27 protein-coding genes and 2 tRNA genes are annotated in these 25,337 nt (G+C 70.7%); 12 read left to right on the top strand and 17 right to left on the bottom strand.

Annotated features, from left to right (window positions below):
- Positions 1-10: 10 nt before the first annotated feature.
- The 6 genes from KZI27_RS06880 to KZI27_RS06905 all read right to left on the bottom strand — a co-directional run bounded on the left by KZI27_RS06880 (position 11) and on the right by KZI27_RS06905 (position 5,698).
- Positions 11-355 (bottom strand): metallopeptidase family protein, encoded by a 345-nt coding sequence (locus KZI27_RS06880; protein WP_222661239.1) that lies wholly within the window; start codon positions 353-355, stop codon positions 11-13.
- Entirely contained in the window at positions 355-2,463 is a 2,109-nt protein-coding gene (locus KZI27_RS06885) for an acyltransferase family protein (protein WP_222660145.1), read from the bottom strand. Before KZI27_RS06885 ends, KZI27_RS06880 begins: the two co-directional genes overlap by 1 nt.
- Before the next feature lie 109 nt (positions 2,464-2,572).
- Positions 2,573-2,645: transfer RNA gene (locus tag KZI27_RS06890), tRNA-His, on the bottom strand.
- 75 nt (positions 2,646-2,720) lie between these two features.
- Entirely contained in the window at positions 2,721-3,359 is a 639-nt protein-coding gene (orn, locus tag KZI27_RS06895; protein WP_205464185.1) for an oligoribonuclease, read from the bottom strand.
- Between the two features lie 621 nt (positions 3,360-3,980).
- Positions 3,981-5,222, bottom strand: coding sequence for an MFS transporter (locus tag KZI27_RS06900; protein ID WP_222660147.1), 1,242 nt, complete (start codon positions 5,220-5,222; stop codon positions 3,981-3,983).
- A complete protein-coding gene (locus tag KZI27_RS06905) occupies positions 5,219-5,698 on the bottom strand; it encodes a MarR family winged helix-turn-helix transcriptional regulator (protein ID WP_123313421.1) in 480 nt (159 codons plus the stop codon). The genes KZI27_RS06900 and KZI27_RS06905 overlap by 4 nt, the downstream gene beginning before the upstream one ends.
- A gap of 71 nt (positions 5,699-5,769) precedes the next feature.
- Between KZI27_RS06905 and KZI27_RS06910 the strand changes: the two genes are divergently transcribed.
- Together KZI27_RS06910 and KZI27_RS06915 are read left to right on the top strand one after the other, a co-directional pair.
- On the top strand, positions 5,770-6,060 hold the full coding sequence (locus KZI27_RS06910) for an oligoribonuclease (protein ID WP_123313422.1): 291 nt from the start codon (positions 5,770-5,772) through the stop codon (positions 6,058-6,060).
- A 29-nt stretch (positions 6,061-6,089) separates the two neighbouring features.
- Positions 6,090-6,350: a thioredoxin family protein gene (locus KZI27_RS06915; RefSeq protein WP_123313641.1), complete on the top strand. Its 261-nt coding sequence runs from the start codon at positions 6,090-6,092 to the stop codon at positions 6,348-6,350.
- Here KZI27_RS06915 and KZI27_RS06920 read toward each other — a convergent pair.
- The 3 genes from KZI27_RS06920 to KZI27_RS06930 are packed head-to-tail and all read right to left on the bottom strand — an operon-like array spanning position 6,294 to position 9,543.
- Positions 6,294-7,898: a DUF6716 putative glycosyltransferase gene (locus KZI27_RS06920; protein ID WP_222660149.1), complete on the bottom strand. Its 1,605-nt coding sequence runs from the start codon at positions 7,896-7,898 to the stop codon at positions 6,294-6,296. The two genes, KZI27_RS06915 and KZI27_RS06920, sit on opposite strands and share 57 nt — an antisense overlap.
- Positions 7,895-8,767 (bottom strand): N-acetylneuraminate synthase family protein, encoded by an 873-nt coding sequence (locus tag KZI27_RS06925; RefSeq protein ID WP_123313424.1) that lies wholly within the window; start codon positions 8,765-8,767, stop codon positions 7,895-7,897. Before KZI27_RS06925 ends, KZI27_RS06920 begins: the two co-directional genes overlap by 4 nt.
- A complete protein-coding gene (locus tag KZI27_RS06930) occupies positions 8,764-9,543 on the bottom strand; it encodes a cytidylyltransferase domain-containing protein (protein ID WP_222660151.1) in 780 nt (259 codons plus the stop codon). The genes KZI27_RS06925 and KZI27_RS06930 overlap by 4 nt, the downstream gene beginning before the upstream one ends.
- Positions 9,544-9,655: 112 nt before the next feature.
- Here KZI27_RS06930 and KZI27_RS06935 point away from each other — a divergent pair.
- Positions 9,656-9,728, top strand: a tRNA-Arg gene (locus KZI27_RS06935).
- Between the two features lie 75 nt (positions 9,729-9,803).
- Here KZI27_RS06935 and KZI27_RS06940 read toward each other — a convergent pair.
- Positions 9,804-11,132, bottom strand: a complete 1,329-nt coding sequence (locus KZI27_RS06940; RefSeq protein WP_222660153.1) for a hypothetical protein — start codon at positions 11,130-11,132, stop codon at positions 9,804-9,806.
- A gap of 89 nt (positions 11,133-11,221) precedes the next feature.
- Positions 11,222-11,488 (bottom strand): hypothetical protein, encoded by a 267-nt coding sequence (locus KZI27_RS06945; RefSeq protein ID WP_222660154.1) that lies wholly within the window; start codon positions 11,486-11,488, stop codon positions 11,222-11,224.
- Between the two features lie 174 nt (positions 11,489-11,662).
- Between KZI27_RS06945 and msrA the strand changes: the two genes are divergently transcribed.
- From msrA to KZI27_RS06960, 3 genes are all read left to right on the top strand, one after another.
- Positions 11,663-12,190, top strand: a complete 528-nt coding sequence (gene msrA, locus KZI27_RS06950) for a peptide-methionine (S)-S-oxide reductase MsrA (protein ID WP_222660156.1) — start codon at positions 11,663-11,665, stop codon at positions 12,188-12,190.
- A 37-nt stretch (positions 12,191-12,227) separates the two neighbouring features.
- Entirely contained in the window at positions 12,228-12,431 is a 204-nt protein-coding gene (locus KZI27_RS06955) for a methyltransferase (protein WP_111086793.1), read from the top strand.
- Positions 12,432-12,554: 123 nt separating this feature from the next.
- Positions 12,555-13,238, top strand: a complete 684-nt coding sequence (locus KZI27_RS06960) for a single-stranded DNA-binding protein (protein ID WP_222660158.1) — start codon at positions 12,555-12,557, stop codon at positions 13,236-13,238.
- Between the two features lie 23 nt (positions 13,239-13,261).
- On the opposite strand, the gene KZI27_RS06965 is transcribed toward KZI27_RS06960, so the two are convergent.
- Positions 13,262-13,987: a hypothetical protein gene (locus KZI27_RS06965; RefSeq protein ID WP_123313430.1), complete on the bottom strand. Its 726-nt coding sequence runs from the start codon at positions 13,985-13,987 to the stop codon at positions 13,262-13,264.
- 190 nt (positions 13,988-14,177) lie between these two features.
- On the opposite strand from KZI27_RS06965, the gene ettA reads away from it, so the two are divergent.
- The gene (gene ettA, locus KZI27_RS06970; RefSeq protein ID WP_111086790.1) at positions 14,178-15,863 is read left to right on the top strand and encodes an energy-dependent translational throttle protein EttA; all 1,686 of its coding nucleotides are present in this window, start codon (positions 14,178-14,180) and stop codon (positions 15,861-15,863) included.
- Positions 15,864-15,895: 32 nt separating this feature from the next.
- A complete protein-coding gene (locus KZI27_RS06975; RefSeq protein ID WP_222660160.1) occupies positions 15,896-16,351 on the top strand; it encodes an acyl-CoA thioesterase in 456 nt (151 codons plus the stop codon).
- Here the strand turns inward: KZI27_RS06975 and KZI27_RS06980 are convergent.
- Positions 16,338-17,201, bottom strand: coding sequence for an acyl-CoA thioesterase (locus KZI27_RS06980; RefSeq protein WP_222660161.1), 864 nt, complete (start codon positions 17,199-17,201; stop codon positions 16,338-16,340). The genes KZI27_RS06975 and KZI27_RS06980 overlap by 14 nt on opposite strands.
- A gap of 47 nt (positions 17,202-17,248) precedes the next feature.
- On the opposite strand from KZI27_RS06980, the gene KZI27_RS06985 reads away from it, so the two are divergent.
- Together KZI27_RS06985 and KZI27_RS06990 are read left to right on the top strand one after the other, a co-directional pair.
- Positions 17,249-17,950, top strand: a complete 702-nt coding sequence (locus KZI27_RS06985) for a hypothetical protein (protein ID WP_123313433.1) — start codon at positions 17,249-17,251, stop codon at positions 17,948-17,950.
- A 37-nt stretch (positions 17,951-17,987) separates the two neighbouring features.
- A complete protein-coding gene (locus tag KZI27_RS06990; RefSeq protein WP_222660163.1) occupies positions 17,988-18,830 on the top strand; it encodes an NAD-dependent epimerase/dehydratase family protein in 843 nt (280 codons plus the stop codon).
- 177 nt (positions 18,831-19,007) lie between these two features.
- On the opposite strand, the gene KZI27_RS20360 is transcribed toward KZI27_RS06990, so the two are convergent.
- The 3 genes from KZI27_RS20360 to pepN form a co-directional block, all read right to left on the bottom strand.
- Complete coding sequence (locus tag KZI27_RS20360; protein WP_315971211.1) at positions 19,008-19,640, bottom strand: globin; 633 nt, start codon at positions 19,638-19,640, stop codon at positions 19,008-19,010.
- Positions 19,637-20,704: a mechanosensitive ion channel family protein gene (locus KZI27_RS07000; protein ID WP_222660165.1), complete on the bottom strand. Its 1,068-nt coding sequence runs from the start codon at positions 20,702-20,704 to the stop codon at positions 19,637-19,639. The genes KZI27_RS20360 and KZI27_RS07000 overlap by 4 nt, the downstream gene beginning before the upstream one ends.
- An 84-nt stretch (positions 20,705-20,788) precedes the next feature.
- A complete protein-coding gene (gene pepN / locus KZI27_RS07005; RefSeq protein ID WP_222660167.1) occupies positions 20,789-23,368 on the bottom strand; it encodes an aminopeptidase N in 2,580 nt (859 codons plus the stop codon).
- A gap of 225 nt (positions 23,369-23,593) precedes the next feature.
- On the opposite strand from pepN, the gene KZI27_RS07010 reads away from it, so the two are divergent.
- Entirely contained in the window at positions 23,594-24,154 is a 561-nt protein-coding gene (locus KZI27_RS07010) for a disulfide bond formation protein DsbA (RefSeq protein WP_410004029.1), read from the top strand.
- A gap of 36 nt (positions 24,155-24,190) precedes the next feature.
- Here KZI27_RS07010 and KZI27_RS07015 read toward each other — a convergent pair whose 3' ends face one another.
- Positions 24,191-24,709: a GNAT family N-acetyltransferase gene (locus KZI27_RS07015; RefSeq protein WP_261784140.1), complete on the bottom strand. Its 519-nt coding sequence runs from the start codon at positions 24,707-24,709 to the stop codon at positions 24,191-24,193.
- Between KZI27_RS07015 and KZI27_RS07020 the strand changes: the two genes are divergently transcribed.
- The gene (locus KZI27_RS07020; protein ID WP_222660172.1) at positions 24,708-25,316 is read left to right on the top strand and encodes a helix-turn-helix domain-containing protein; all 609 of its coding nucleotides are present in this window, start codon (positions 24,708-24,710) and stop codon (positions 25,314-25,316) included. The two genes, KZI27_RS07015 and KZI27_RS07020, sit on opposite strands and share 2 nt — an antisense overlap.
- Positions 25,317-25,337: the final 21 nt, after the last annotated feature.

The following is a 25,337-nucleotide window of genomic DNA, read 5'->3' on the forward strand; positions in this document are numbered from 1 at the left end:
GCGGCGCCCGCTACGCCCAGCCGAGCTCGTGCAGGCGCTCGTCGTCGATGCCGTAGAAGTGCCCGATCTCGTGGACGAGCGTGGTGTGCACTTCGTCCTTGAGTTCCTCGAGGGTGTCGCACTCGGCCAGGTGCTGCTTGCGGAACACCACGATCCGGTCGGGCAGCTCGCCGAAGCCGTACTGCCCGCGCTCGGTCGCCGCGATGCCGTCGTACACGCCGAACAGCTCTTCGCCTCCCTCCGGTTCGTCCTCGACGACGAACACCACGTTGTCGAGCCCGTCGACCATCTCGTCGGGCAGGAGGTCGAGTTCGGCGGTCACGAGCTGCTCGAAGTCGTCGGCGGACATCTCCATCACGGGGTCGATCGTGCCACACCCGGCAGGATGCCTTGCTGACGGAGCAGCTCGAGCAGCGCCGGTGCCGACGCGTGCGATGCCTCGGGTGTGACGTGCACGGGATCGAAGCGTGTCAGGACGTCGCCGATGAGCAGCGGGCAGGACCCGAAGGCGCACCAGAGCGGGGTCGTGTCGAGCACCTCGGTGCCTTCGACGCCGCGCAGCGCCGAGGTGAGCGCGCGCATCTGCGAGCGGGCGACGCCGTCGCTGGTCAGGCAGTCCTGAGGGCCCTTGGTGCCTGCGGTGCAGCTCGTGGGGGCGTAGCCCGGCGGCGTCGCCGGCACCACGACGACGCGACCGACGTGGACGCGGGCCGCCTCGATCATCTCGCGGATGCCGTCCTGGTAGGCGTCCTGGTCGATCGACTCCAGACTCGGGTCGTTCTCGTCCCAGAACCGGTTGGTGACGACGAGGACGTCCGGCCTGGTCCGCTCGAGTTCGGCGAGCACCTCGGCGTTGTGCGTGGCGCACGTCGCGGCGTCTGATCGGAGCGCGGTCGTCGAGAAGGGGCAGCCGATCTCTGCGGCGTTGCGGACCCGGACGCCGGCCTCGGAGACATCGGCGAGGGCACGCCATCCCGGCGCCGAGAACGCCCCCGTCGAGTCGCCGGCGAGCACGATGTCGGTACTGGTCTCCGCCTCCGGGCCCCACGTGCAGCCCGCGGCACGCCAGTCCGCGCCGATCCGCGAGCACCCGATGGTCGACGCCCAGTCCGAGGCGGTGGTGAGCGAGTCCGCGTAGCCGGCCGCGCTGATGGCGTCGGCGCTCGGCGTGAGGGTGTCCGGCCACGCACGCGCGGCCAGACCTGCGGCGACGGCATCGGCACGCGCCCGGAGCGCGGGGAAGGCGTCGTCGTCCTCGGCCGGACCTGCATCGGCCGCCGCGGCAGGCACCGCGGGGAGCGGCTTCAGTCGTTCCGCGGTGCCGGACACGGTGATCAGCGTCAGCACGGTCAGGACGGTGAGTCCGCCGAGCTGGAGCCGCAGACGGTTCTCACGCAGCGTCGACACGAGTCCGCGGTGTCGGAAGGCGGTCTCGACCGTCGCGTAGCTGGCGATCGCGGCCAGCAGGGACAGCGCCACGATCGCGGGCATCGGCAGCGAGGTGAACAGGGGCAGCAGGACGATGAACGGCCAGTGCCAGAGGTAGAGGGAGTAGCTGATCGCGCCGAGCCCGACGAGGGGCCGCCACCGGAGCGGAGCCGCAGCTCGGACACCTCGGGGTCCTCCGGTGCCCGCGATCAGGACCAGGGCGGTGCCGATCGTCGGGACGACGGCGAGCGGAGCCGGGACGCCGATCGACTCACGTCCGATGACGATCGACACGATGATCGCGACGGAGCCGATGACCACCAGGACCTCGGCGAGCAACGGGCGCAGTGCGCGTCCTCGCCGCACCAGCAGGGCCACCACGACGCCGAGGCCGAGTTCCCAGGCGCGGGTCGCCGTCGAGAAGTACGCCGCGCCGGGATCGCGGGTGACCGCGAGGAAGGCCCACGCCAGTGAACAGATGGTCAGTACGGCGATCACCACGGTCGTCAGGCCGGCCCGTCCGACCTCGGCGCTGCGCCCGGTGCCGGCCGAGCGCCCGAGCAGGAGCAGCATCAGGACGGGGAGGACCAGGTAGAACTGTTCCTCGACCCCGAGGGACCAGAAGTGCTGGAACGGCGACGCCGAGGTCGTCGCGGCGAAGTAGTCGGTCCCCTCGGATGCGAGCCGCCAGTTCTGCACCGCGAGTGCGGACCAGAGGGCGTCCGTCGCGACCGACCCGAAGCGTGTGGCGGGCAGCAGTACCCACGCCGCCGCGGTGGTCGTGACGAGCACGAGCATCGCGGCCGGCGCCAGACGACGCACCCGTCGGACCGCGAAGGCGCGCAGGTCGATCCGACCGCTCCGTGCCCGTTCGCGCAGCAAACCGGCCGTGATGACGAAGCCGGAGAGCACGAAGAAGACGTCGACACCGAGGAACCCGCCGCTCGGCCAGTGGAAGGCGTGGTCGAGGACGACTGCGGCCACCGCGATGCCGCGGAGCCCCTGGACGTCGGAGCGGAGGGTTCGGGTGTGCATCGGAACAGGATATCCATTGCGTGATATTCCCTGCAAGTAGTTCACATGACGCCGAGAAGCGCCCAAACGACGAAGGCCCCGATCCAACGGACCGGGGCCTTCTGTTCTGGGTGAATAACGGGTCTCGAACCCGCGACCTCCTAGACCACAACCAGGCGCTCTACCAACTGAGCTATATCCACCATGCACACACCGGCGGACCGGCGCGACCACTCAATAGTAGTACATGCCGCGGGTGGTGCCGACCACCCGTGTCGTCACTCGGCCGCGGGCTGTGCCAGGCGCGGTTCCCACTTCTCGACGACCTCGGCCTGGACGGCGCGGACGTCGTCGGTGGTCGGGCCGGGTTCGGCGACGAAGCCGGCGCGGCGGTAGTACTCGAGCTCGCGGATCGACTCGAGTATGTCCGCGAGCGCGCGGTGCCCGCCGTGCTTCTCCGGCGAGTTGAAGTACACGCGCGGGAACCAGCGGCGGCAGAGCTCCTTGATGCTCGAGACGTCGACGCTGCGGTAGTGCAGGTGGCCGTCGACGCGGGGCATGTACTTCGACAGGAACGCCCGGTCGGTGCCGATGGTGTTGCCGGCGAGGGGAGCGGTGCCCTCTGCCGGGACGTGCTCGAGGATGTACTCGAGCACCTGGTACTCGGCGTCCGCCAGGCTCACGCCGTTCGGGATCTCCTCGATGAGCCCTGACGTGACGTGCATGTTCGTCACGAACTCGTTCATGTTGTCGAGCGCGGACTGGTCCGGCTTGATGACGATGTCGAATCCGGGGTGCACGGGCTCGAGGTCGAAGTCGGTGATGACCACGGCCACCTCGACGAGTTCGTCGACCTCGAGGTCGAGGCCGGTCATCTCGCAGTCGATCCAGACGAGGCGGTCATTCGCGGTTGCCATGTGCACGATCCTATTCCCGGCCCGCGTGCGCCCCGTGCGCGGCGGCGCAGCGGCGTCCGCCGAGCGCGCGAGCGGGCGAAATGCCGCGGTCGTGCGGCGGGGCGACCCGGGTGTTCCGCCCGCTCGGCAGGCCGCTCGACGCGGGGTGCGCGGGGCGGTGGCGCGCGGGGCGGTGGTGGTGACGGCCTGGAGGCCCGGAGCCGGTCCGCCGGGCGGGCGCCGGGCCTCCAGGCCGGTCGCGCCCCGTGCACCCACCGCGAGCGGGCGAAATGCCAGGCTTGCGTCGCGCGGCACGCGGGTGTTTCGCCCGCTCGACGAGCGCGTGGCGAGCAGACGCGCGAACGCGCAGGCGCGCAGGCGCGCAGGCGCGCAGACGAGCAGGCGAGCAGACGCGCAGACGCGCGGATGTGCCGAGAGGGCTTGCGCCGCGGTTGCGGTGACGGCCTGGAGGCCCGGTGCCGGTCCGTCGGGCGGGTGCCGGGCCTCCGAGCCGCTCGCGATCAGTGCGCCCACCGCGAGCGGGCGAAATGCCCGGGCCGCGTTGCCGGGCACCCGGGTGTTTCGCCCGCTCGCGGGGCTCGCGGGGCTCGCGGGGCTGGAAGGGGAAGGAGGGGCCCGCGACTAGGACATCTCTCCGGCGCCGATGGCCTCGACCTCGACGCGCTCCGGCTCGGCACCGTCGTCCACGCGGCGCAGGACCTTCGTGGTGCAGAGGACGACGACGAACGCGACGGCGACCGACGTTCCGGCGAACACGTACGCGGCCGAGGGAGCGAACGCGTCGGCGAGCAGGGTCGCGACCGGCGGGGCGATGGCTCCGCCGATGAAGCGGACGGCGGAGTAGGCGCTCGAGGCGACCGATCGGGGCAGGTCCGTGGCCTCCATCACGCACTCGGTGAGCACCGTGTTCAGGACACCGAGGACGAGTCCGCCCACGATGACGCAGATGATGAGGCCGACCTGCGAGTCCACGACGACGGCCGCGGCGAACAGGTCGAGCGCCAGCAAGGGCAACGCGATCTTCAGCACGGTCGTCCGGCGGAGACGGGCGGTGAGCATCGGCGCGACCCAGACGGACGTGATCGCGAGACCGAGCCCCCAGCCGAAGAACGTGAAGCCGATGCCGAGCGCGCCGAAGCCGAGCGGGAAGGGCGTGTAGGCGAGCAGGACGAAGAAGCCGATGTTGTAGAACAGCGCGGTCGCGGCGAGTGCGGCGAGCGCGGGACGGCCGAGGGCACGGAACGGTGCCGAGAGCTTCGTCGGGGTGGGCTTCTCGAGGCGGCCGGTCTTCAGCAGGGCGACGATGGCGATGAACGCGACGGCCATCAGGGTGGTGACGCCGAAGAACGGACCGCGCCAGCTGACCGATCCGAGCAGGCCGCCGACGAGCGGACCGACGGCGATGCCGAGACCGAGTGCTGCCTCGTAGAGGATGATCGCCGAGTCGGTGCCGCCTGATGCCGCACCGACGATGGTGGCCAGCGCGGTGGAGATGAAGAGTGCGTTGCCGAGGCCCCAGCCGGCGCGGAAGTCGATGATGCTCCACACGCTGTTCGACGTGGCGGCGAGGACCGAGAACACGACGATGAGCGCCAGACCGATGAGCAGGGTGCGCTTCGCACCGATGCGGCTCGAGACCCAGCTGGTGAAGAACATCGCGACGCCGGTGACCGCCAGGTAGCTCGTGAACAGCAGTTCGGTCTGCGCCGGGGTCGCCTTGAGCGACGCAGCGATCGCGGGGAGGATCGGGTCGACGAGACCGATGCCCATGAAGGCGACGACGCAGGCGAACGCGATCGCCCAGACCGCCGACGACTGCTTGAGGATGGAGCCGGACTGGCCGGCAGGTGCGTGGGCGTTCACGCGGTGGTCTCCGTTCTGGTCGGTGCCGTCCCGGTGGACGACGTCGCGGGGGTGGTGGTGTTCGTGCGCTGTGCGATCAGGACGGCCGCGTGGTGCAGGACGTCCCAGTCGTCGTCGGTGAGGTCGGCGAACAGCGGGCCGACCGTGTCGGTGAGCGTGGCGCGCCAGGCGGTGAGTCGTGCGCGGCCTGCGTCGGTGATCTCGATGAGCTGCCCGCGGGAGTCGTCGGGGTCGACGCTGCGCGAGACCAGGCCGTCGGCGAGCATGCCGGTGACGAGCCGGGTCATCGTGGGCTGCGCCACGCGCGAGGCGACCGCGAGTTCACCCAGTCGGAGCGGCTCGTCGGACTCGAGGATGCCGAGCGTGCGCCAGACCGCGGCCGACGTGGTGTTGCCCGTCGACTGCACGGCGCTGCGGATCAGGCGGTTGACGGAGACGAGGAGCGTCTCGATCGTCTGCGCACGCGTTGTTTCCATAGCTGAACTATATAGCCATGCTATGCAATGCGCAACAGACCGCAACAGGCACCGCCTGGTAGAAGGGACGCATGAGCGACATCACCATCCACGAAGGCGACGAGTACACCGCGATCTTCCACGGCGGCCCCTTCGACGGCACGACCGACACCCGCACCGCGACGAGCGACGCGCTGGACGACGAGGTCACGGTGTTCGCCGACGTCGAGGGCCTGCAGACGGCCTTCACGTACCGTGCGACCAAGTCGCGGCAGGTCCTCGACCAGATCTCCGTCGAGTTCACCTACGAGCCGGGTGAGTCCGACCCGGTGGACGACCTGGCCGATCGCGGCGACCGCAGCGGCGAGTTCGACCGGGAGTAGAACCCCTCGCCGCCGTGTTGCACGGTCACATGCAGCTCGACCTCTGGACGTCCGCTTTCTGTGCGCCGTGCGCCGCCGCCCGACGGGTGTCGGCCGAGGCGTCGGCACTCGTCCCCGGGCTCGCCGTGACCGAACGTGACGTGGCGTCGTACCCCGACGACGCGGAGGACCTCGGCATCCGTTCCACGCCCACGATCATCGTGCGGCGGGAGGACGGAGCCGAGGTCTTCCGTTCACCCGGGGTCCCCACCCGAGACCAGCTCCTGCTGGCGATCGCCAAGGCGCTCTGACCCGGCGCCCACCGTGCCGCCAGCGCCCGCCACGCGGCCCGCGCCCGCCGCGCGCTGCGACGTCGGCGCCGCCACCACGACCGGCTCCGGCGGGTCGACCAGCGCCCTCGCCTTCCGGGCCAGCCGCTTCACCGTGCGGATCGGGGCCCCGATCGCGAGTGCGAGCCAGCCGAGCGTCGAGCGGTCCGCACCGCCGAGGGCGTTCTTCCGCTCCCAGGCCCGGCGCAGCACGCCGCCCCGGCTGCGGCGTGCGGGTTCGCGGTCCACGAGCGCCCCGGCGTCCCGCCGTGCCATGAGCTCGGTCAGCCGCTGCTGCCAGTCGTCCTCCGAGGTCGGGTGGAAGTAGTTGTCCCGCATCCAGCTCGGTCGGACCGTGCCGAACCGGCCGTCCACCAGGTCGACCGAGTCGCCCTCGAGGCCGCTCGACACGAACACCTCGTTGATCAGGTGCCGTCCGATGCCGAAGTCCGTCAGGGTCAGCGCGGGCACACCACGGGCAGCCGCTTCGAGCACCGCCGTCGAGCTGATCGTCACGAGGGCCACCGCACGGTCGAGGTGCTCGGCCATCGGCCCACTCTCGACCACCAGGTTCGCCGGGGCGTCGGCCGGCACGAGGTCGGGGTAGGGGTGTTCCTCGCGGTGCGTCTGGTGTTCGCCGGCGGCCGCGCGGGTCTTGATCACGACGCGCCACTCCGGGTGCTGCCGCGCGGTCGCGACGAGCCACTGCACCACGAGGGCCCGGTCGGCGCGCTCCAGCGGGACACTCGGCTGGGCGGCGAAGACGACGGAGTCACGGACGGGCGCGCTCGCGCCGGTGGTCGCGCTGGCGCCGGTGGTCGCGCTGGCGCCGGTGGTCGCGCTGGCGCCGGTGGTCGCGCTGGCGGTCGCGCTCCGCGCGAAGGGCAGCGTGGCGAGCGCGAAGTGCGGCTGCACCCCGCCCTCGCGCGCCATCTCGTCGTACGCCCGGACCTCGCGGTGGCTGTGCAGCACGAACAAGTCGGCTCGGGCGCGGAAGAAGATGCCCTTCCACTTCGCCGGGAACGAGATCCCCGGCAGTCCCGACACCAGCACCGGCCGGTCCGGGATCCGCCGGTGCACCTCGTCGATGACGAGTTCGGCCACGGGGCCGATCAACGACACGAGGACGGCGTCCGGCGGGTCGACGCGGAGCTCCTCGACGACGGCGTCGACGTCCTTCGGTGCCGGCGGATCGTGGCGCAGGTGGGCGAGCCGCCGGTCCAGTCCGCGGAACGCCGACCGCAGCTGTTCCGGACTCGCAGACCGCGGGGTCGCCACGGTGCGCAGCTCCAGGTCCCAGTCGGCCGGGGCCGTCGCCAGCAGGTGCGCACCCCACTTCGCGAACGAATCGGTGTCGACCAGGCCGACCACGCGTCGGACGCGTGGTGACGCGTCGGACGGGAGGCGCGCCTCCCGTCCGCTGCTCGGCGCACCCCCGTCAGCCGGCGCGTCCAGGGCGCGGGTCCCGTCGACCGGGCCGCGCACGTGTGCACCGCTCACGTGTGCGCCGCGCACGTGCGCTCCGCTCACGCGCCGACGCGACGCAGCTTCGCGAGCGGTGCCTGCTCGCCGGGGAAGATCCTCTTGACGCCGTCGCCGAGTGCCGTCTCGATGATGCGGATGTCCCGCGCCAGGGTCTTCAGGCCGTGCGGCTCGAGCGAGGCCGCGTGGTCCGAGCCCCACATCGTGCGGTCGAGCGTGATGTGCCGTTCGACCGCGGTCGCGCCGAGGGCCACAGCGGCGATCGAGATCTGCAGGCCCGGTTCGTGGCCGGAGTACCCGACCGGCACGCCCGAGTAGCGGTGGGCGAGGGTGTCGATCATGCGGAGGTTCGCCTCCTCGGCGGGGAGCGGGTACGTCGACGTGGCGTGCATGAGCACGAGACGGTCGGTGCCGAGGGCGTCGACGGCGGCGTCGATCTGCTCGAGGGTCGACATGCCCGTCGACAGGATGACGGGCTTGCCGGTCGCGGCGACGGCGGCGAGCATCCCGAGGTCGGTCACCGATGCCGAGGCGATCTTGTACGCGACGACGTTGAGGTCCTCGAGGAAGTCCACGGACGGCTCGTCCCACGGCGACGCGAACCAGTCGAGACCACGGAGGGTCGCGTGGTCGCCGATCTCGATGTACTGGTCGCGGTCGAACTCGACGCGGTAGCGGTACTCCAGGTAGGTCATCTCGCCCCACGGGGTGCTGCGGGGCGTGTTCTTCATGTGCTCCGGGGTGGCGATGGCCGGGGTGCGCTTCTGGAACTTCACGGCCTGCAGCCCGGCGTCGGCTGCGACGTCGATGAGCTGCTTGGCGATGTCGACGTCCCCGTTGTGGTTGAGGCCGATCTCGCCGATGAGGTACGCGGGGTGGCCCGCGCCGATCGTGGACGTGCCGATGGTGACGGTCATGGTGCTCCGTTCAGTGCGGGGGCTGCCCGCGTCGGGGATGGGTCGTGGTCCGGGGTCTGGGGAGCGACGGCGCCGGCCGTGGCGTCGGCCGCGACTTCGGACCTGGCTTCGGCCGCCATCAGGTCCGTCTCGTCGTCGATGTCGATCGCGCCGGCGGGGTCGACGGCGATGAGTTCGACGCGGCCGTGGAAGCGGTGCCGGTGCTGCCGGAAGCCATCGGTCCGCATGACGTACGAGGCGCCGGTCTCGCGGTACTCGGCCGCGCGGTCCTGGCGACGCGGACGGGTGGCGGCGTCGTGGTTCACGGCGACGGCGGAACCGTCCGCGGCGACGCGCCACAGGAACGCGTGCGACGGCGCCGCGGCGAACACGACGTCGGCGTGCCCCTCCGAGACGCGCCGGATCGCGGTGTCGAGGTCGTCCGGGTCGATGAACGGCGAGGTCGCCTGCAGGAACACCAGGACCTCGGGCAGCCCGGTGCCCGCGGCCTCGAGTTCGTCGAGCACGTGGAGCAGCGCGGACTCCGACGACGCCTCGTCGCCCGCGAGGTCGGCCGGCCGTCGGACCACGTCGGCACCGGCTGCTCGTGCCTCCGCCGCGATGGCGTCGCCGTCGGTCGTGACGATCACGGCGTCGATCAGTGCCGCGCTCCGCGCCGACTCCACGGCCCGGCGGACGAGCGACCGGCCGGCGACCGTCCGCAGGTTCTTGCCCGGGATGCCCTTCGAGCCGGCGCGCGCGGGGACGACGGCGAGGACGGTGGGAGAGGAGTGCATCTCCCGGACGGTACGAAGTGCGGGTGTCCCGGAGGCGAACTGCGGGCAGACGCGGGCCGAACCGTTCCGGAACCGCTCGACCGGCGGGTCCCGGTTAGAATCGACGTCGCTCGCCTCCGTAGCTCAGTGGATAGAGCAGGTGGTTTCTACCCACCGTGCCGCGGGTTCGATTCCTGCCGGGGGCACGACGCGAACGGGCCGCCATCCGATCGGATGGCGGCCCGTTGCTCGTTCGTGCGGGTGCTGGGTGTCCTGGCCCGCTACTCGTCGTCGTCCGCTGCGCGGCGGCGGAGTTCGGCGGCACTGATCGGCTGCGTGTACGGCGCCTCGGACGTCTCGTTCGCGTCGGTCGGTTCCGCGGGGGCCTGGGTGATGCGGGTCGGGATGGACGTCGTGTTCGTCGTACCCGGGGTCTCGACCTTCGGGGCCGGGGCGGACGCCGGGGCAGCCGAGGACGACGGAGCAGCCGGTGACGCCTGGGCCGTCGGGACGTCGTTGGCGGGGGTCCGGTTGACGTGCGCGTCGGCCGAGGTCGGCGACGGCGTCACCACTGCGGACGACGCGGGACGGTCGGAGCTGCGGGCCGGGGTCGCCCGGTCGGAGTCGCCGAACGCCTTGGTGACGGCGTCGTCGTCCACGACCTCGGTGTCGTCGGTCCCGCGGCTCGGGGTCGAGCGTGTGGGTGACGTGGGGGTGCCGAGTGCCGGGCGTACCGGGGGCGCGGTGTCGTCGCCGTAGACGCGGGTGGTGTTCTCGCCGTAGGACCGGGTGGCGTTGGCGTCCGACCCACCTCGGGTCACCGAGAACTCGGGTCCTGCGGCGGGAGCTGCGGGAGCTGCGGGAGCTGCGGGAGCGGAGGCAGCGGGGGCGCCGCCGGCGGGGGCCGACCCGGCGTTGGCCGGGGTCGACGGTGCGGAGGCGGGAGCTCCTGCTGATCGCTGCGCCGGACGCAGGGACGTCGTCGTCGGCGTGGGGCGCTCGACGGGAGCCGCCGGGGCGGGAGCCGCCGGGGTCGGGCTCTGCGGTCGGGCGGTGCCGTTCTGGTCGGCGTTCCAGTCCTGCTGGCGCTTGATCAGGTCGGCGTCGGGGTCGGGGGACTCGAACTTCCAGCGCTCGAGGTCGGCCTTGAAGAGCTTGCGGGCGCGACCCGGGCGGGCCTGCCACTCGAGCAGGCGGTCGCGGAACTCGGCGAGCGACTGGTCGGCCTGGAAGCTGAAGGTCGACGAGTTCTTCTTGATGTCGGCGATCTCGTGCTGCGCCCAGCTGGCGGCGAGGGGCGCACCCTGCACGGGGAGCAGCCGGAGCCGGATGTCGGCGTCCTCTGCCAGGTGGTCCGCGTACCTGCGTTCGTCGTGCCCGAGCGAACCCCAGGCAGCGGCCTTGCGCGCCGCGGAGATGATCGCCGAGACGGCGGCGTTCTTCGACTCACGCTCCTGCAGGGCGACGACCCGCTTGGTCGCACCCCGTCCGATGAGCGCCGCGATCACGCCGGCGACGACGATGGCGACGAAGGGGATCACGGCACCCGAGATCACCCGCCACCCGTCGTCGGACGCAGTCCAGTCGGTCAGGTCGTTCCACCAGTCCATGCGCGCACCATACTCACGAAACGGTCAGGCCCCGGGGAGGACGAACGGCGTTCCGCACATCCGACCCCAGATGATTCCAATCTGGAACATCATGACCAACGGAGGCAGTCCACGGCGTCGTCTGCCGACCACACGTTCGGCAGCTCGACGAACCGACGCTCGGTGGCGACGTAGCGACGAGCGCGGTAGGCGGTGTCCCCGGCGACGTCGATGCGGTCCACGTACCCGACGATCTCGCCGTTGGCGCGGGTCACACGGCTCAGGTCGTCGCGGACGTCGAGGATGCGGTAGTCGCCGCGCGACCGGGAGAGCGGGACGGAGCGGATCCGCAGTGCGGGTTCGGTCGTGGTCTGCATCGTGGCCTCCTGGTCGGTGTGGTCCCGACGCTACGGGCCACCACCGACACGCCGGGGCTCTGCCGGCGCATCGTGGACGGTGGGACGGACGCAGCGCGCTGTGGAGGGGATGTCCCCTGTGCGGGCCGTCCGCTGTTCGATCCGCTGCCGGACTCCGGGAGGTAGGTTGTGGCCATGACCACGTTCGTGCTCGCAGGTGGATGTTTCTGGTGTCTCGACGCCGTGTACCGCACGCTCCAGGGGGTGCAGGACGTGGAGTCCGGCTACATCGGCGGTCGGGTGGAGAACCCCTCGTACGAGCTGGTGTGCACCGGGTCGACCGGTCACGCCGAGGCCGTCGCGGTCACGTTCGACGAAACGGTGATCCCGGCCGACGTCATCCTCGACGTCTTCTTCACGCTGCACGACCCGCGGCAGCTGAACCGGCAGGGCGCCGACGTCGGCACGCAGTACCGGTCGGCGATGTTCCCGGCGGACGACGCGCAGCGCGTGCTGTTCGAGCAGGCGATCGCGCGCGCATCCGAGATCTGGGACGGCGGCATCGTCACCACGATCGAACCGCTCACGACGTTCTACCCGGCGGAGGAGTACCACCAGGACTTCTTCGCGAAGAACCCCGGCCAGGGCTACTGCCTCGCAGTCGCGCTGCCCAAGGTGAACAAGGTCCGCAAGGCCTACAGTCAGTACATCCTGGCGTCCTGATCCTCGGGCGTCGGGGCCACGAGGAGGTGGTCGAACGATGACGAACAACACCGGGACCTGGGTCGCGATCGGTCCGGCCGGTGCGGTGGGCAGCATCCACCGTGCCGCGGACGGCTTCCAGGTCGAGCTCTACGGACGAGGGCGCACCGGCGGGCTCTACCCGTCGCTCGAGTCGGCGAAGGGCGCGGTCCACGCCGCGCTCGGGCCGCTCGCGGCGCGGCCCGAGTTCCGAGCGCACTAGCGGTCCAGGGCCGGACAGGAGGCCCGGGGGACTCGTCCTCCACAGGTCGCCTGATCGGGTCCACACGCCACAGATCGAGCCCGGGGCTGCTTCGGCAGCCCCGGGCTCGATGACGATCGACGCATGAACGACATCATCACCGTCTGCGGAATCGTCGCCACGGAACCCCGTCACCTCGTCACCGAGACCGGCATCGCCATCACGAGCCTGCGCCTCGCCTCACCGTCACGCCGATGGGACCGGGCCAGCGCCGCCTGGGTCAACGGTGCGACCAACTGGTACACCGTCACCGCGTTCCGCTCCCTCGCGTCGAACGTGTTCAAGTCCCTGAAGAAGGGCGACCGCATCGTCGTGTCCGGCCGTGTCCGGATCCGCACCTGGGAGCGCGACGGTCGCGGTGGCACGTCCGTCGAGATCGACGCCGACGGCATCGGGCACGACCTGGCCTGGGGCATCAGCAACTGGGTCCGGGTGCCGCGGCAGGTGAACGACACGACGTCCGGGCACGGCGGGGTGCGGGGCGTCGACCCCCGGACCGGCGAGGTGCACGGCGGCGGCCTGGTCGCTGCTCCGGCGCTCGACGGCCCGCGGCACGAGCACGACACCGAGCACGAGGCCGGTGCCGACCGCGAGGACGAGGACGGGGTCGACCCAGGGGCCGACCAGGGGAACGACTCCGGGATCGACCACGGACTCGACGACGCCGACCCGGTCGGGCCGTCGGAGCGCATGCTCGAACAGGACGGTGCCGCGTTCGACCCCGAGTCACCGGACGACGACGGTCCCCTCGCCAGGGTCGCGGCGTGAACCCGGTCAGACGCGCCGGACGGTCACCACTTCTGCGCGATCATCGCGATGCCGGACACCTGCTCGGTGTCCCAGTTCCCACCGCGCGGCAGCCCGGCGACCCGGCCGTCGATCTTGAAGCTCGCGCCCTGGATCCGTGGCTTGTTCGTCTGCGTCGCCTTCAGCCCGTGGAACGAGAAGCTCGTGTCCCACTTGCCGTTCAGCCCGATCTGGCCCTTGCGGTCGCCGACGGTGATGCGCGTGTTCTGCACGGTCGAGTGCACGACGTCACCGTTCAGGCGGGCGTTCGCCTCGGCGTTGAAGAACAGCCGGCCGTCCAGGTTGAGCTTGAGGGTGCCGATCGTCTTGTGGTTCACGATCATCGTCGCGACGTCGTTCTTGTACCAGCGCATCCCGATCGGCGTGAGCTTGTTCGTCGCCGGACCGAGGTAGCCGTAGGTGAACTTGCCGTTCTGCACGCGCTCCCAGATGTAGCGCGGCTTGCCCTTGCTCTCGGGGGACCCCTTGTCCGACTGGATGCCGAACGAGTAGGCGTTGTTGTGGGCGTCGTGGACGTTGATGTACGACGAGTACCCCGTGCCGGACCCGCTGGCGCTGATGCTCGCCGTGTAGAGCAGGTAGGGGTCGCCCTTCGGGACGGCTCCGGCGGCCGAAGCCGGCGCGGCCGGAGCGACGAGGGCGACGGTGAGCGCGATCGCTCCGACGAAGGGGAGCGCGAGTCGGCGCAGTCGTGTGGCGTGCCTGGTCATGGTTGTCATCCCGTCCGTGATCCTGAGCCGGTCCGCGTCGTGGTGAGCGACGGGCCCCGAGGTGGTTGGCGAGGACAACCTACGTCGTCGCCACGGATCCCGACAGACCCCCGTCCGGTCGGGTGCGCGAAGCGGCGATCCGGTTCCGGGCGCGCGACGCACCGGCGGTGTCACTACACTTGGGGCCGATATGGCTGAGTACATCTACCAGATGGTCCGCGCCCGCAAGGCGGTCGGCGACAAGCTGATCCTCGACGACGTCACGATGTCGTTCCTCCCCGGCGCCAAGATCGGCGTCGTGGGACCGAACGGTGCCGGCAAGTCGACGATCCTGAAGATCATGGCCGGTCTCGACCAGCCGTCGAACGGTGAGGCGAAGCTCACGCCGGGCTTCACCGTCGGCATCCTCATGCAGGAGCCGGAGCTCGACGAGACGAAGACCGTGCTCGAGAACGTCCAGGAAGGCGTCGGCGAGATCCACGCGAAGCTCGCCCGCTTCAACGAGATCTCCGCGCTGATGGCCGAGCCCGACGCCGACTTCGACGCGCTCCTCGCCGAGATGGGCACGCTGCAGGAGGAGATCGACGCCGCCGACGCGTGGGACCTCGACTCGCAGCTCGAGCAGGCCATGGCCGCGCTCCAGTGCCCCCCGGGGGACGAACTCGTCACGCACCTCTCCGGCGGTGAGAAGCGTCGCGTCGCGCTGTGCAAGCTCCTGCTCCAGAAGCCCGACCTGCTCCTGCTCGACGAACCCACCAACCACCTGGACGCCGAGAGCGTGCAGTGGCTCGAGCAGCACCTGCAGCAGTACCACGGTGCCGTCCTCGCCGTGACCCACGACCGGTACTTCCTGGACCACGTGGCCCAGTGGATCGCCGAGGTCGACCGTGGTCGCCTCTACCCGTACGAGGGCAACTACTCGACGTACCTCGAGAAGAAGCGTGCGCGCCTCGAGGTGCAGGGCAAGAAGGACGCGAAGCTCGCGAAGCGCCTGTCCTCGGAGCTCGACTGGGTCCGCAGCAACACCAAGGGCCGTCAGGCGAAGTCGAAGGCCCGTCTCGCCCGGTACGAAGAGATGGTCACCGAGGCCGAGCGCACCCGCAAGCTCGACTTCGAGGAGATCGTGATCCCCGTGGGCCCGCGTCTGGGCTCGCAGGTCATCGACGCCGAGAAGCTGCACAAGCAGTTCGGTGAGCGCGTCATCATCGGCGACCTGTCCTTCACGCTGCCCCGCAACGGCATCGTCGGCGTCATCGGCCCGAACGGTGTCGGCAAGACGACGCTGTTCAAGACGATCGTCGGCCTCGAGCCCCTCGACGGCGGCACGCTGAAGATCGGCGACACGGTCGACATCTCCTACGTCGACCAGAGCCGTGGCGGCATCGACCCGAACAAGAACCTGTGGGAGGTCGTGTCCGACGGGCTCGACTACATCCAGGTCGGCAAGACCGAGATCCCGTCCCGCGCGTACGTCTCGCAGTTCGGGTTCAAGGGCCCGGACCAGCAGAAGCGGGCCGGAATCCTGTCGGGTGGTGAGCGCAACCGTCTGAACCTCGCGCTGACCCTCAAGCAGGGCGGCAACCTGCTGCTCCTCGACGAGCCGACGAACGACCTGGACGTCGAGACCCTCGGCAGCCTCGAGAACGCCCTGCTCGAGTACCCCGGTTGCGCCGTGGTCATCACCCACGACCGGTGGTTCCTCGACCGCATCGCGACGCACATCCTGGCGTGGGAAGGCCTCAACGAGGACGGCACGCCGAACTGGTACTGGTTCGAGGGCAACTTCGAGGCGTACGAGGAGAACAAGATCGAGCGCCTCGGTGCCGACGCCGCGAAGCCCGGTCGCGCGACGTACCGCAAGCTCACCCGCGACTGACCCGCGTGGCGAGACTGCACGCTCCCATCCGCATGCGGTGGAGCGACATCGACGCCTACGGTCACGTCAACAACTCCGCGATGCTGCGCCTGCTCGAAGAGGCGCGCATCGTGGGGTTCTGGGGGCCGGATGCGGGCGAGCTGACGGATGACGGCAGCCTGCCCGAGCCGATCATCGACGGTCGGCCGGGCTCCGGCACGATGACGGTGATCGCCGGACAGCGTCTCGAGTACCTCGCGTCGATCCCGTACCTCCGCCAGCCGCTCGACATCCAGATGTGGATCGGACGCCTCGGTGGAGCGAGCATCGACGTGTCGTACGAGGTCTGGTCGCCGGTCGGGCAGCAGCCGGCCGAGCTCTACACCCGGGCGACGACGGCGCTCGTCATGGTGGACGCCGCCACGAACCGGCCTCGGCGGCTGACCGAGGCCGAGCGTGCGGCGTGCGAGCCGTACCTCGAGGCCCCGGTGGAGTTCAGCCGCCCGTAGGCACCCGCATCATGCCCTCCTGCGCGACGGTCGCCAGCAGGCGGCCGTCGCGGGAGAACATCCGACCGAACGCGAGCCCCCGGCCGCCCTGCGCGCTGGGGGACTCCTGCGTGTACAGGATCCACTCGTCGGCCCGACCGTCGCGGTGCCACCACATCGCGTGGTCCAGGCTGGCGCTCTTCACGCCGGGTGTGCCCCAGGCGACACCGTGCCGCCGCATGATCGGTTCGAGGATCGACAGGTCGCTGGCGTACCCGAGGACCGCGCGGTGCAGGGCCGGGTCATCGGGCAGGTCGCCCTGCACGCGGAACCAGACCGCCTGGTGCGGGACGTGTTCGCCCTGCACGTCGACGAACACCGGGCCCTCGACGTGCCGGAGGTCGATCGACCGCTCGGCCCAGGCCTTGGCGACGGGGTGGTCGATGGCGGACAGGATCGACGCGGCCGACGGCAGCGACTCCGGTGCCGGGGTGTCGACCGGGTACGGGTCCTGGTGCTCGACCCCGGTGTCCGGCACCTGGAACGACGCGATCATCGAGAAGATCGGGACGCCGCGCTGGTAGGCCTGCACCCGCCGGGTCGCGAACGACCGTCCGTCGTGGATGCGTTCGACGCCGAAGGTGATCGGCACGTCGATGTCACCGGGGCGCAGGAAGTACCCGTGCATCGAGTGGATGTCGCGCCCCTCGATGGTGGCCTGCGCGGCGACGATGCACTGGGCGAGCACCTGGCCGCCGAACACCCGCCCGCCGGGGGACCAGTGGTTCGCGCCGGTGAGGATCGTCTCACCCGTGCTCGCACCGGTGTCCTCGAGTCGGAGTGTCCGCAGGAAGTCGGGTTCGCCGTTCACGAGGTGCAGTCTACGAACACAGGGTGCGCCGGTAGGATCGGTGCGACATGGGCACCTCGTTCACGCTTCCCGACGCCGCCTCCCTCGGGGACCTCCGCACGTACCTCGGACGTGCCGCTCGGATCGAGGACGGCTCGGTCCGGTTCATCGCCGACTCCGGCGTCCTCGCGGTCTACACGGCGATCCTCTACCCGCTCGGGCTCCTCGACGAGCTGCCGACGGTCCTCGGACTCCGGACGTTCTCGCTCACCGAGCCCGCGACGATCGACGCCGTCGTGCCGCTGCAGTCCCTGCTCGAGCGGCTGCGACTCCTCGCCGAAGAACAGGACGCCGAGCACGCCGACGGTGCGGACCCGACGCGGGCCACCCCGATCGAGGTCGAGCTCCCGCACGAGGTCCACACCGTGACCTGGGCAGCGATCTCACCGCCTCGTGGTGGGTGGGTGCCGCTGCCCGACATCTCGCCGGAGCTGCTGCGCCGCGCCACCCGCGACGGCATCGCCGAGGTCGCCGACGCCGTCCCGACCAACGCGGGCGAGGCGATCATCCGCAAGGTGCGCTCCGAGGTCTGGGGCCGTCCGGTGCCGGGCATCGAGCACCTGCCCGCTGGCGCAGGCTTCGCGGGGGAGAGCCTCGGCTTCCTCGGTCACGATCCCGTCCGACTGTTCGAGACGGGTCCGTGGAGCCGTCTGACGACGTCGCGCGGGCACGTCCTCGTCAAGCGCCGCGCCTGGACCCTGAACCCGTAGCGAGCGTCGCGTCCTGCCCGGGTGGTTGGCTGGCGGCATGCACGTCTTCCTCACCGGCGCGTCCGGCTACATCGGTTCCTCCGTCCTCCGCGCCCTCGTCGCCCACGGGCACCAGGTGACCGCCATCGTGCGCTCCGACGAGAAGGCGCAGCGCGTCCGTGACGCCGGCGGGCACGCCCTCGTCGAGGACGTCACCGACACCGAGGTCGTCGAACGGCTGCTGCACGAGACCGACGGCGTCGTCCACACCGCGTCCGCTCCCGATGTCGACCCCGACTTCGTGGCGACGGTCCTCCGCGCGTACTCCGGCACCCCGAAGCCGTTCGTGCACACGGGCGGCATCTTCACCTTCGGCAACTCGACGGACATCTCCGAGCAGTCCCCGATCGACCCGCCCGAGCTGACGTCGTGGCGCACGGCGAACGAGGCAGCCGTCCGGGCGAGCGACGCGCGGACCACGATCGTCGCCCCGGGCATCGTGTACGGGCGCAGTGCGGGGATCCCCGCGATGTTCGTCAGCGACGGCACGCAGCCGGTCGCCCTGGTCGGCGACGGCTCGCAGCGCTGGACCACGGTGCACGTCGACGACCTCGGCGAGCTCTACGTCCTGGCGCTGGAGCGGGCCGAGCAGGACGGATACATCGTCGCCGCCACCGGGGACAACCCCACGGTGCGCGAGCTCGCCGAAGCGGGGGCGCACGGCGCTCCGGTCGTCCCCGAGAGCGTCGACGCCTCGCGTGAGCGACTCGGCGCGGCGTTCGCCGATGCCCTGCTCCTGCACCAGGAGGCTTCCGGTGCACATGCCCGCGCCGCGTACGGCTGGAACCCGACGCACCCGTCCCTCGTCCAGGACCTCGCCACCGGCTCGTACGTGCGCTGAGGACGACCAGCGGCCCTCGACGACGGCTTCAGCGCCGCCGAGGTTCCACAACACGCCGTGCACCGTTCGTCAAGGTTCCACGAACGGCGCGAGAGGCCGCCGAGATGTGCAGATTTTGGAACCTGAACGGCAGTCAGGACCTGCCGGCAGGCGGGACCCAGGCGCCGACGGCAGGGGTCAGTCGAAGGTGTTCGTCATGGCGTGCGCGGTGCGGTCGAGGTACGCCCAGAGCTCGGCCTCGTCCAGGGGCGCGAGCTCGAGTGACTCGACGGCCTCACGCATGTGGTGCAACCACCGCTCGCGGGCCTCGGACGTGATGCGGAACGGGTTGTGCCGCATGCGCAGCCGGGGGTGTCCGCGCTGTTCGCTGTAGGTGCCCGGCCCGCCCCAGTACTGCTGCAGGAAGGCCGACAGGCGCCAGATCGCGCCCTCGAGGTCGTCGGCCGGGTACATCGGCCAGATGACCTCGTCGTGCTGCACGCCCTCGTAGAAGCGGCGGACGAGCCGGTCGAAGGTCGGAGCGCCGCCGATGCGGTCGAAGAGCGAGCCGGTGGCCGAGACCCCGTGCTCGCCGACCCGCAGCGTGATCGGCTGCGCCGGGACGCCGGGCACGCCGAGGCCGCCAGCCCCGCCGGGCACGCCGAGGCTGCCAGCCCCGCCGGGCACGCCGAGGCCGCCAGCCCCGCCGGGCACGCCGAGGCTGCCAGCCCCGCCGGGCACGCCGAGGCTGCCAGCCCCGCCGGGCACGCCGAGGCCGCCAGTCACACCGGGCTTGCCGGGGCCGTTGCTCGGGGGAGTGAGATCGGTCACCGGGGGTCCTTCCCACCGTCGTGCTGGTCGTCGGTGCGGATCGGCTGCCCGAGCACGTTGCGCTTGGTGCGGCGCGGCTTGGTCGGTGCCGGGGTGGGCCGGGTCTGGACGGATCGCAGCCCGTTGATCGAGGTCGCGTTCTCCCAGCCCTCGGGCATGATCATCGCCATCGCGGGAAGGGTGATGCCGAGGCCGTCGACGGCGTGCTTCAAGCGGGCGCGGAGTTCGCGTCCGACGACGTCGAGCTCGGATGCGCGGGTCTTCACGACGAGCCGGAAGACCATGCCGTCCTCGGAGATCGACTGCAGCCCCCAGATCTCGGGCTTCTCGACGATGCGCTGGCGCCAGCGGGGCTCCTGCGACATGGTGACCGCGGCCGCGAGCAGGGCGTCCTGCACGGCGTCGATGTCGGTGTCGTAGGGGACCGTGATGTCGACGAGGACCCGTGACCAGCCCTGCGACAGGTTGCCGACGCGCAGGATCTGGCCGTTCGGCACGAACCACAGGATGCCGTTGACGTCACGCACCTGCATGACGCGCAGCCCGACGTTCTCGACCACGCCCGTGGCCTGTCCGGTGTCGACGACGTCCCCGACGCCGGCCTGGTCCTCGAGGATCATGAAGATGCCGGACAGCAGGTCCTTCACGATCGACTGCGCGCCGACGGCGAGGCCCGCGGCGACGAGCGAAGCGCCACCGACGATGCCGACTGCGGCGTTCGGGATCGCCACGGGGATGATGATCGCCAGGGCCACCACCACGACGATCACCGTCGCGAGGTTCTCGAGCACACTGCCCAGGGTGCGGGTCCGCTGCACCACACGCGCCGTCTGGACCGGCGAAGCGATGAGGGCCTGCGTGTCCTCGGCACCCTGACGCTTCTTCACGCCGTTCACGACGCGGTCGACGATCTGCTTGATCATGCGGCGGAGGATCACGCGCAGGATGATCGCCGCGATGATCGTGATCACGATCGTGATCGGGATGTGCCAGGCGTCGACGAACTGGGTGAACGCGTTGGATGCCCACTTGGGGACGTCGGAGGTCTCTGCAGCCAAGGTCATATCCGATCGATGCTAACGGCGGGGTCTTGGCGTCCCTGGAGGAACGCCCCGACCCCGCCGATCAGCGGTTCAGCGAATTCAGGCTCAGACGTCCGCCGCCTGCACCCGGAGCGCACGCTCCGTGCCCGCGACGCTCTCGGAGACGATGCGCCGCAGCGCCGGGGTCTCCGGGTGCGCCTCGAGCCACGCGTGCGCGGCGTCGCGGAGCTCGGCGGACGCGAGCGGCGCCGGGTACAGGCCCGAGACGATCGTGTCGGCCATGTGGTAGCTGCGCTCGGCCCAGATGCGCGTGAGCACCTCGAAGTACTTCGGTACGAGGCCTTCGAGCACGACGGGGCTGTTCACGTGCTGGAACCCGACCGTGGTCTGCCGCACGATCGCGTTCGGCAGCTCGGACGAGTCGACGAGCGACGCGAAGGCCGCGAGCTTGCCCTCGGCGGTGGGGATCGTCGCACGGGCGCGGGCCGCGGCCTGCTCACCCGACGCGGTCTTGTCCGCCGCGAGTTCGGCGTCGACCTCGGCGTCGGAGGCGGCACCGGCGAGGACGAGGCCCTCGAGCAGCTCCCAGCGCAGGTCGGTGTCGATCTCGAGGCCCTGCAGCGTGACCGATCCGTCGCGCAGCCCCTGCAGGGTGGCGACGTGCTCGGGCGTCGACGCGATCTGCGCGAAGAACTTCACGAACTGGAACTGCGCGTCCGAACCGGCCTCGGCCGAGGCCGCGAGCTGCCAGAGGGTGTCGCCCACCGTGCGGACCGTGGCGTCGACCTTCGACGGTGCCACGTAGTTGCGCGTCGTCAGGAGCAGCTGCGACAGGGTCGTGCGGATGGTCGTCGACTCGGACTCGGTCGCGATGTTGCCGAGCGCGAGCCGGACGTAGTCGCTGGCGGGCGACTCGGCGTCGCGCGTGGCGTCCCACATCGCACCCCAGACGATCGAGCGGGCGAGCGGGTTCGCGATGGCCGCGAGGTGCTCGATCGCCGTCGTGCGGGACTGCTCGTCGAGACGGATCTTGGCGTAGGCCAGGTCGTCGTCGTTGAGGAGCACGAGGTCGCCGCGCTGCACACCGACGAGCTCGGGGACCTCGGTGCGTGCGCCGTCGACGTCGATCTCGACACGGTGCACGCGCTCGAGCTTGCCGCCGGACGACGCGGTGTCGGCACCGAACGGCGCGGAGTCGTCCGTCCCGAACGCGTAGACGCCGATGGCGAGGCGGTGCGGGCGGAGCGTCGGGTGGTCGGCCGGCGCTTCCTGCAGGACGGCGAACGCGGTGATCGCGCCGGACGCGTCGACCTCGATCTCCGGGCGGAGCGTGTTGACCCCGGCGGTCTCGAGCCAGAGCTTCGACCACTCGGACAGGTCACGGCCGCTGGTGGCCTCGAGCTCGACGAGCAGGTCACGCAGCTCGGTGTTCGAGTGGTGGTGCTTCTTGAAGTAGGCCGAGACACCCGCGAAGAACGCGTCGATGCCGACCCACGCCACGAGCTGCTTCAGGACGGAGCCGCCCTTGGCGTAGGTGATGCCGTCGAAGTTGACCTGGACGTCCTCGAGGTCGTTGATCGTCGCGACGATCGGGTGCGTCGAGGGGAGCTGGTCCTGGCGGTAGGCCCAGGACTTCTCCATCGCCTGGAACGTGGTCCAGGCCTCGGTCCACTCGGTGGCCTCGGCGGTGGCGATCGTGGACGCCCACTCGGCGAACGACTCGTTCAGCCAGAGGTCGTTCCACCACTTCATCGTGACGAGGTCGCCGAACCACATGTGCGCGAGCTCGTGCAGGATCGTGACGACCCGACGCTCCTTGATGGCGTCGGTCACCTTCGAGCGGAAGACGTAGGTCTCGGTGAACGTGACGGCGCCCGCGTTCTCCATCGCGCCGGCGTTGAACTCCGGCACGAAGAGCTGGTCGTACTTCTCGAACGGGTACGGGACGTCGAACTTCTCCTCGTAGTAGGCGAAGCCCTTCTTCGTGGTCTCGAACACGTACTCGGGGTCGAGGTACTCGGCCAGTGACTTGCGCGCGAAGACGCCGAGCGGGATGGTGCGGCCGTCGCTGCTCGTCAGTTCGTCGCGGACGACCTCGTACGGGCCGGCGATGAGCGCCGTGATGTAGCTCGAGATGGTGGCGGTGGGCGGGAAGGCCCAGGTCGCGACGTCGCCGTCGACGTGGGGCTCGGGTGTGGGCGAGTTCGACACGACCTGCCACCGCGACGGCGCCGTCACGGTGAAGGAGAACCGTGCCTTGAGGTCGGGCTGCTCGAACACCGCGAACATACGGCGCGAGTCGGGGACCTCGAACTGGGAGTACAGGTACACCTCGTCGTCCACCGGGTCGACGAAGCGGTGCAGGCCCTCGCCCGTGTTCGTGTACAGCGCGTCGCTGACGACCACGAGCTCGTTCTGCTCCTGCAGGTCGTCGAGCTGGATGCGGACGCCGTCGTTCACCGCGGCGACGTCGAGCGCGGTGCCGTTCAGGGTGACGGAGTGCACGGTCTTCGTGATCGCGTCGATGAACGTGGAGGCACCGGCGGTCGCGGTGAAGCGCACGCGGGTGGTGCTGCCGAAGGTCTCGGCGCCGCGGGTCAGGTCGAGCTCGACGTCGTACGTCTGCACGCTGACGATGCCGGCACGTTCCTGGGCTTCGGTTCTGGTGAGGTTCTCTCCGGGCACGCAACGCTCCATCTTCGCTGGGGACGCGGACGATCGTGTCCGCGAGGGGAGTCCCGGCACGGCGTCGTGCACCGGCGGGACGATGGGTTCCAGCCTAGCGACGCCGCGTACGCTCGGAGCGTGAGCGAGACGACTGTGGACAAGACGACGGAACACCCGACCGGACAGACGACCGAACGAACCACCGTGGAGTTCTGGTTCGACCCGAACTGCCCCTGGGCCTGGATGACGAGCCGCTGGGTGGGCGAGGTCGCCGAGCACCGCGACCTCGACGTGACGTGGAAGGTGATGAGCCTGTTCGTCCTCAACGAGGACCAGGACATCCCCGAGGAGTACCGCGAGCGCATCCACAAGGGGCAGCTGTACCCGCGCATCGTCACGGCGGCGAAGCTCCGGCTCGGCCAGGACATCGTCAAGCCGCTCTACGACGCCCTCGGCGAGCACGTCCACCACCGCCAGGAGCAGGACCCCGACCAGGTCGTCCCCGCCGTGCTCGCCGAGCTCGGTCTCGACGCCGACCTGCTCGAGTACGCCTGGACGGACGAGGTCGACGCCGCCGTGCGCGCGAGCCACCAGGACGGCATCGACCGGGTCGGACAGGACGTCGGCACGCCCGTCATCGCGGTCGCCGGCACCGCGTTCTTCGGACCGGTCATCTCCCCGGCACCCAAGGGGCAGGAAGCGCTCGACCTGTGGGACGGCGTCGTCGCCGTGGCCAAGTACCCCGGCTTCTTCGAGCTCAAGCGCTCGCGCACCGTCGGTCCGGTCTTCGACACCACCGACTGACGGGAGGCGCGGCTCGCCACCGCCACGTCCGTCCCGTCAGGCGAGGGGCAGGCGCATGAGCGTCAGGTCCAGCCAGCGGTCGAACTTGCGTCCGACCTCGGGCACGACCGCGACCGTGCTGAACCCGAGCTTCTCGTGCAGGGCGATCGACCCGGTGTTCGTGCTGCAGATCCCCGCGATCATGACGTGCCGGCCCTCGGCGGTCGCCCGCTCGACGAGGGACCGCATCAGGGTCGAGGCGATGCCCCGGCCGCGGAGCGACTCGACCACGTAGACGCTGTGCTCGACGGTCAGGCGGTACCCGTGGTGCGGCCGCCACTGCGAGTACGTGGCGTACCCGGCCACGGTGCCGTCGACCTCGGCGACGAGCACGGGGTACCCGTCGCCCTGCCGTTCGGCCAGCCAGGTGTCGAAGTACTCGCGCGGGTGCGGCTCCTCTTGCCAGATGGCGGTGGAGTGCAGCACGGCGTCGACGTGCAGGGCGTGCACGACGTCGAGGTCGGCCGGGGTGCAGTCGCGGACCACGACCCCGTTCGTCGCATATGCTGTCGTCATGTCTCACATCGTAGACGACGAACCGGGCCTCGCGGAACGGGCCCTCGGCGAGCGGCTCCAGCGCCTCCGGACCGAACGGAAGTGGAGCCTCACCGAGCTCGCCGAGGAGTCCGGCGTCTCCCGCGCCATGATCAACCGCGTCGAGCGCGGGGTCTCCAGCCCCACCGCGACGATCCTCGGGCGGCTCTCCGGCGCCTTCGGCCTGACGATCTCGCAGCTCCTCGACGAGGCCCTCGAGCACGAGGTCCCCAGGGCGACCGATCCCGACGACGCACGCGGCATCCAACGCGGCGCGACCGCCGAGTCCTGGACCGATCCCGACACCGGGTACCGCCGCCGTCCGGTCTCGAGTGCGACCTTCCCCGCTGACGTCACCGAGGTGCGCCTCCCGGCCGGCCGCGAAGTGGCCTACCCGGCGTCCGCCTACGCGTTCCTGCGCCACTGCATCTGGGTGGTCGACGGCGTGCTCGAACTCGTCGTCGGCAGCGAGTCGACGCGGCTCGCCGCGGGCGACCGGATCGAGCTCGGCGACCCCGCCGACGTGGTCTACCGGAACCCGGGCGACGGGCCCACCCGGTACGTCGTCGTGGTGGTCCGGGGGCAGTAGCCGCAGGAATAGGATCGGTTC

The sequence above is a fragment of the Curtobacterium sp. TC1 genome, assembly GCF_019844075.1.
Lineage (GTDB): Bacteria > Actinomycetota > Actinomycetes > Actinomycetales > Microbacteriaceae > Curtobacterium.

Coding starts and splice junctions, on each gene's coding strand:
- ettA (WP_111086790.1), top strand. CDS start 14,178: ATGGCTGAGTACATCTACCAGATGGTCCGCGCCCGCAAGGCGGTCGGC.
- KZI27_RS07010 (WP_410004029.1), top strand. CDS start 23,594: ATGACGAGCCGCTGGGTGGGCGAGGTCGCCGAGCACCGCGACCTCGAC.
- KZI27_RS06985 (WP_123313433.1), top strand. CDS start 17,249: ATGGGCACCTCGTTCACGCTTCCCGACGCCGCCTCCCTCGGGGACCTC.
- KZI27_RS06930 (WP_222660151.1), bottom strand. CDS start 9,543: ATGCACTCCTCTCCCACCGTCCTCGCCGTCGTCCCCGCGCGCGCCGGC.
- KZI27_RS06940 (WP_222660153.1), bottom strand. CDS start 11,132: ATGGACTGGTGGAACGACCTGACCGACTGGACTGCGTCCGACGACGGG.
- KZI27_RS06910 (WP_123313422.1), top strand. CDS start 5,770: ATGAGCGACATCACCATCCACGAAGGCGACGAGTACACCGCGATCTTC.
- KZI27_RS06885 (WP_222660145.1), bottom strand. CDS start 2,463: ATGCACACCCGAACCCTCCGCTCCGACGTCCAGGGGCTCCGCGGCATC.
- msrA (WP_222660156.1), top strand. CDS start 11,663: ATGACCACGTTCGTGCTCGCAGGTGGATGTTTCTGGTGTCTCGACGCC.
- KZI27_RS06925 (WP_123313424.1), bottom strand. CDS start 8,767: ATGACCGTCACCATCGGCACGTCCACGATCGGCGCGGGCCACCCCGCG.
- KZI27_RS06945 (WP_222660154.1), bottom strand. CDS start 11,488: ATGCAGACCACGACCGAACCCGCACTGCGGATCCGCTCCGTCCCGCTC.
- KZI27_RS06975 (WP_222660160.1), top strand. CDS start 15,896: ATGCGGTGGAGCGACATCGACGCCTACGGTCACGTCAACAACTCCGCG.
- KZI27_RS06915 (WP_123313641.1), top strand. CDS start 6,090: ATGCAGCTCGACCTCTGGACGTCCGCTTTCTGTGCGCCGTGCGCCGCC.
- KZI27_RS06905 (WP_123313421.1), bottom strand. CDS start 5,698: ATGGAAACAACGCGTGCGCAGACGATCGAGACGCTCCTCGTCTCCGTC.
- KZI27_RS07020 (WP_222660172.1), top strand. CDS start 24,708: ATGTCTCACATCGTAGACGACGAACCGGGCCTCGCGGAACGGGCCCTC.
- KZI27_RS07000 (WP_222660165.1), bottom strand. CDS start 20,704: ATGACCTTGGCTGCAGAGACCTCCGACGTCCCCAAGTGGGCATCCAAC.
- KZI27_RS06955 (WP_111086793.1), top strand. CDS start 12,228: ATGACGAACAACACCGGGACCTGGGTCGCGATCGGTCCGGCCGGTGCG.
- KZI27_RS06880 (WP_222661239.1), bottom strand. CDS start 355: ATGGAGATGTCCGCCGACGACTTCGAGCAGCTCGTGACCGCCGAACTC.
- KZI27_RS06965 (WP_123313430.1), bottom strand. CDS start 13,987: ATGACCAGGCACGCCACACGACTGCGCCGACTCGCGCTCCCCTTCGTC.
- KZI27_RS07015 (WP_261784140.1), bottom strand. CDS start 24,709: ATGACGACAGCATATGCGACGAACGGGGTCGTGGTCCGCGACTGCACC.
- orn (WP_205464185.1), bottom strand. CDS start 3,359: ATGGCAACCGCGAATGACCGCCTCGTCTGGATCGACTGCGAGATGACC.
- KZI27_RS06960 (WP_222660158.1), top strand. CDS start 12,555: ATGAACGACATCATCACCGTCTGCGGAATCGTCGCCACGGAACCCCGT.
- KZI27_RS06990 (WP_222660163.1), top strand. CDS start 17,988: ATGCACGTCTTCCTCACCGGCGCGTCCGGCTACATCGGTTCCTCCGTC.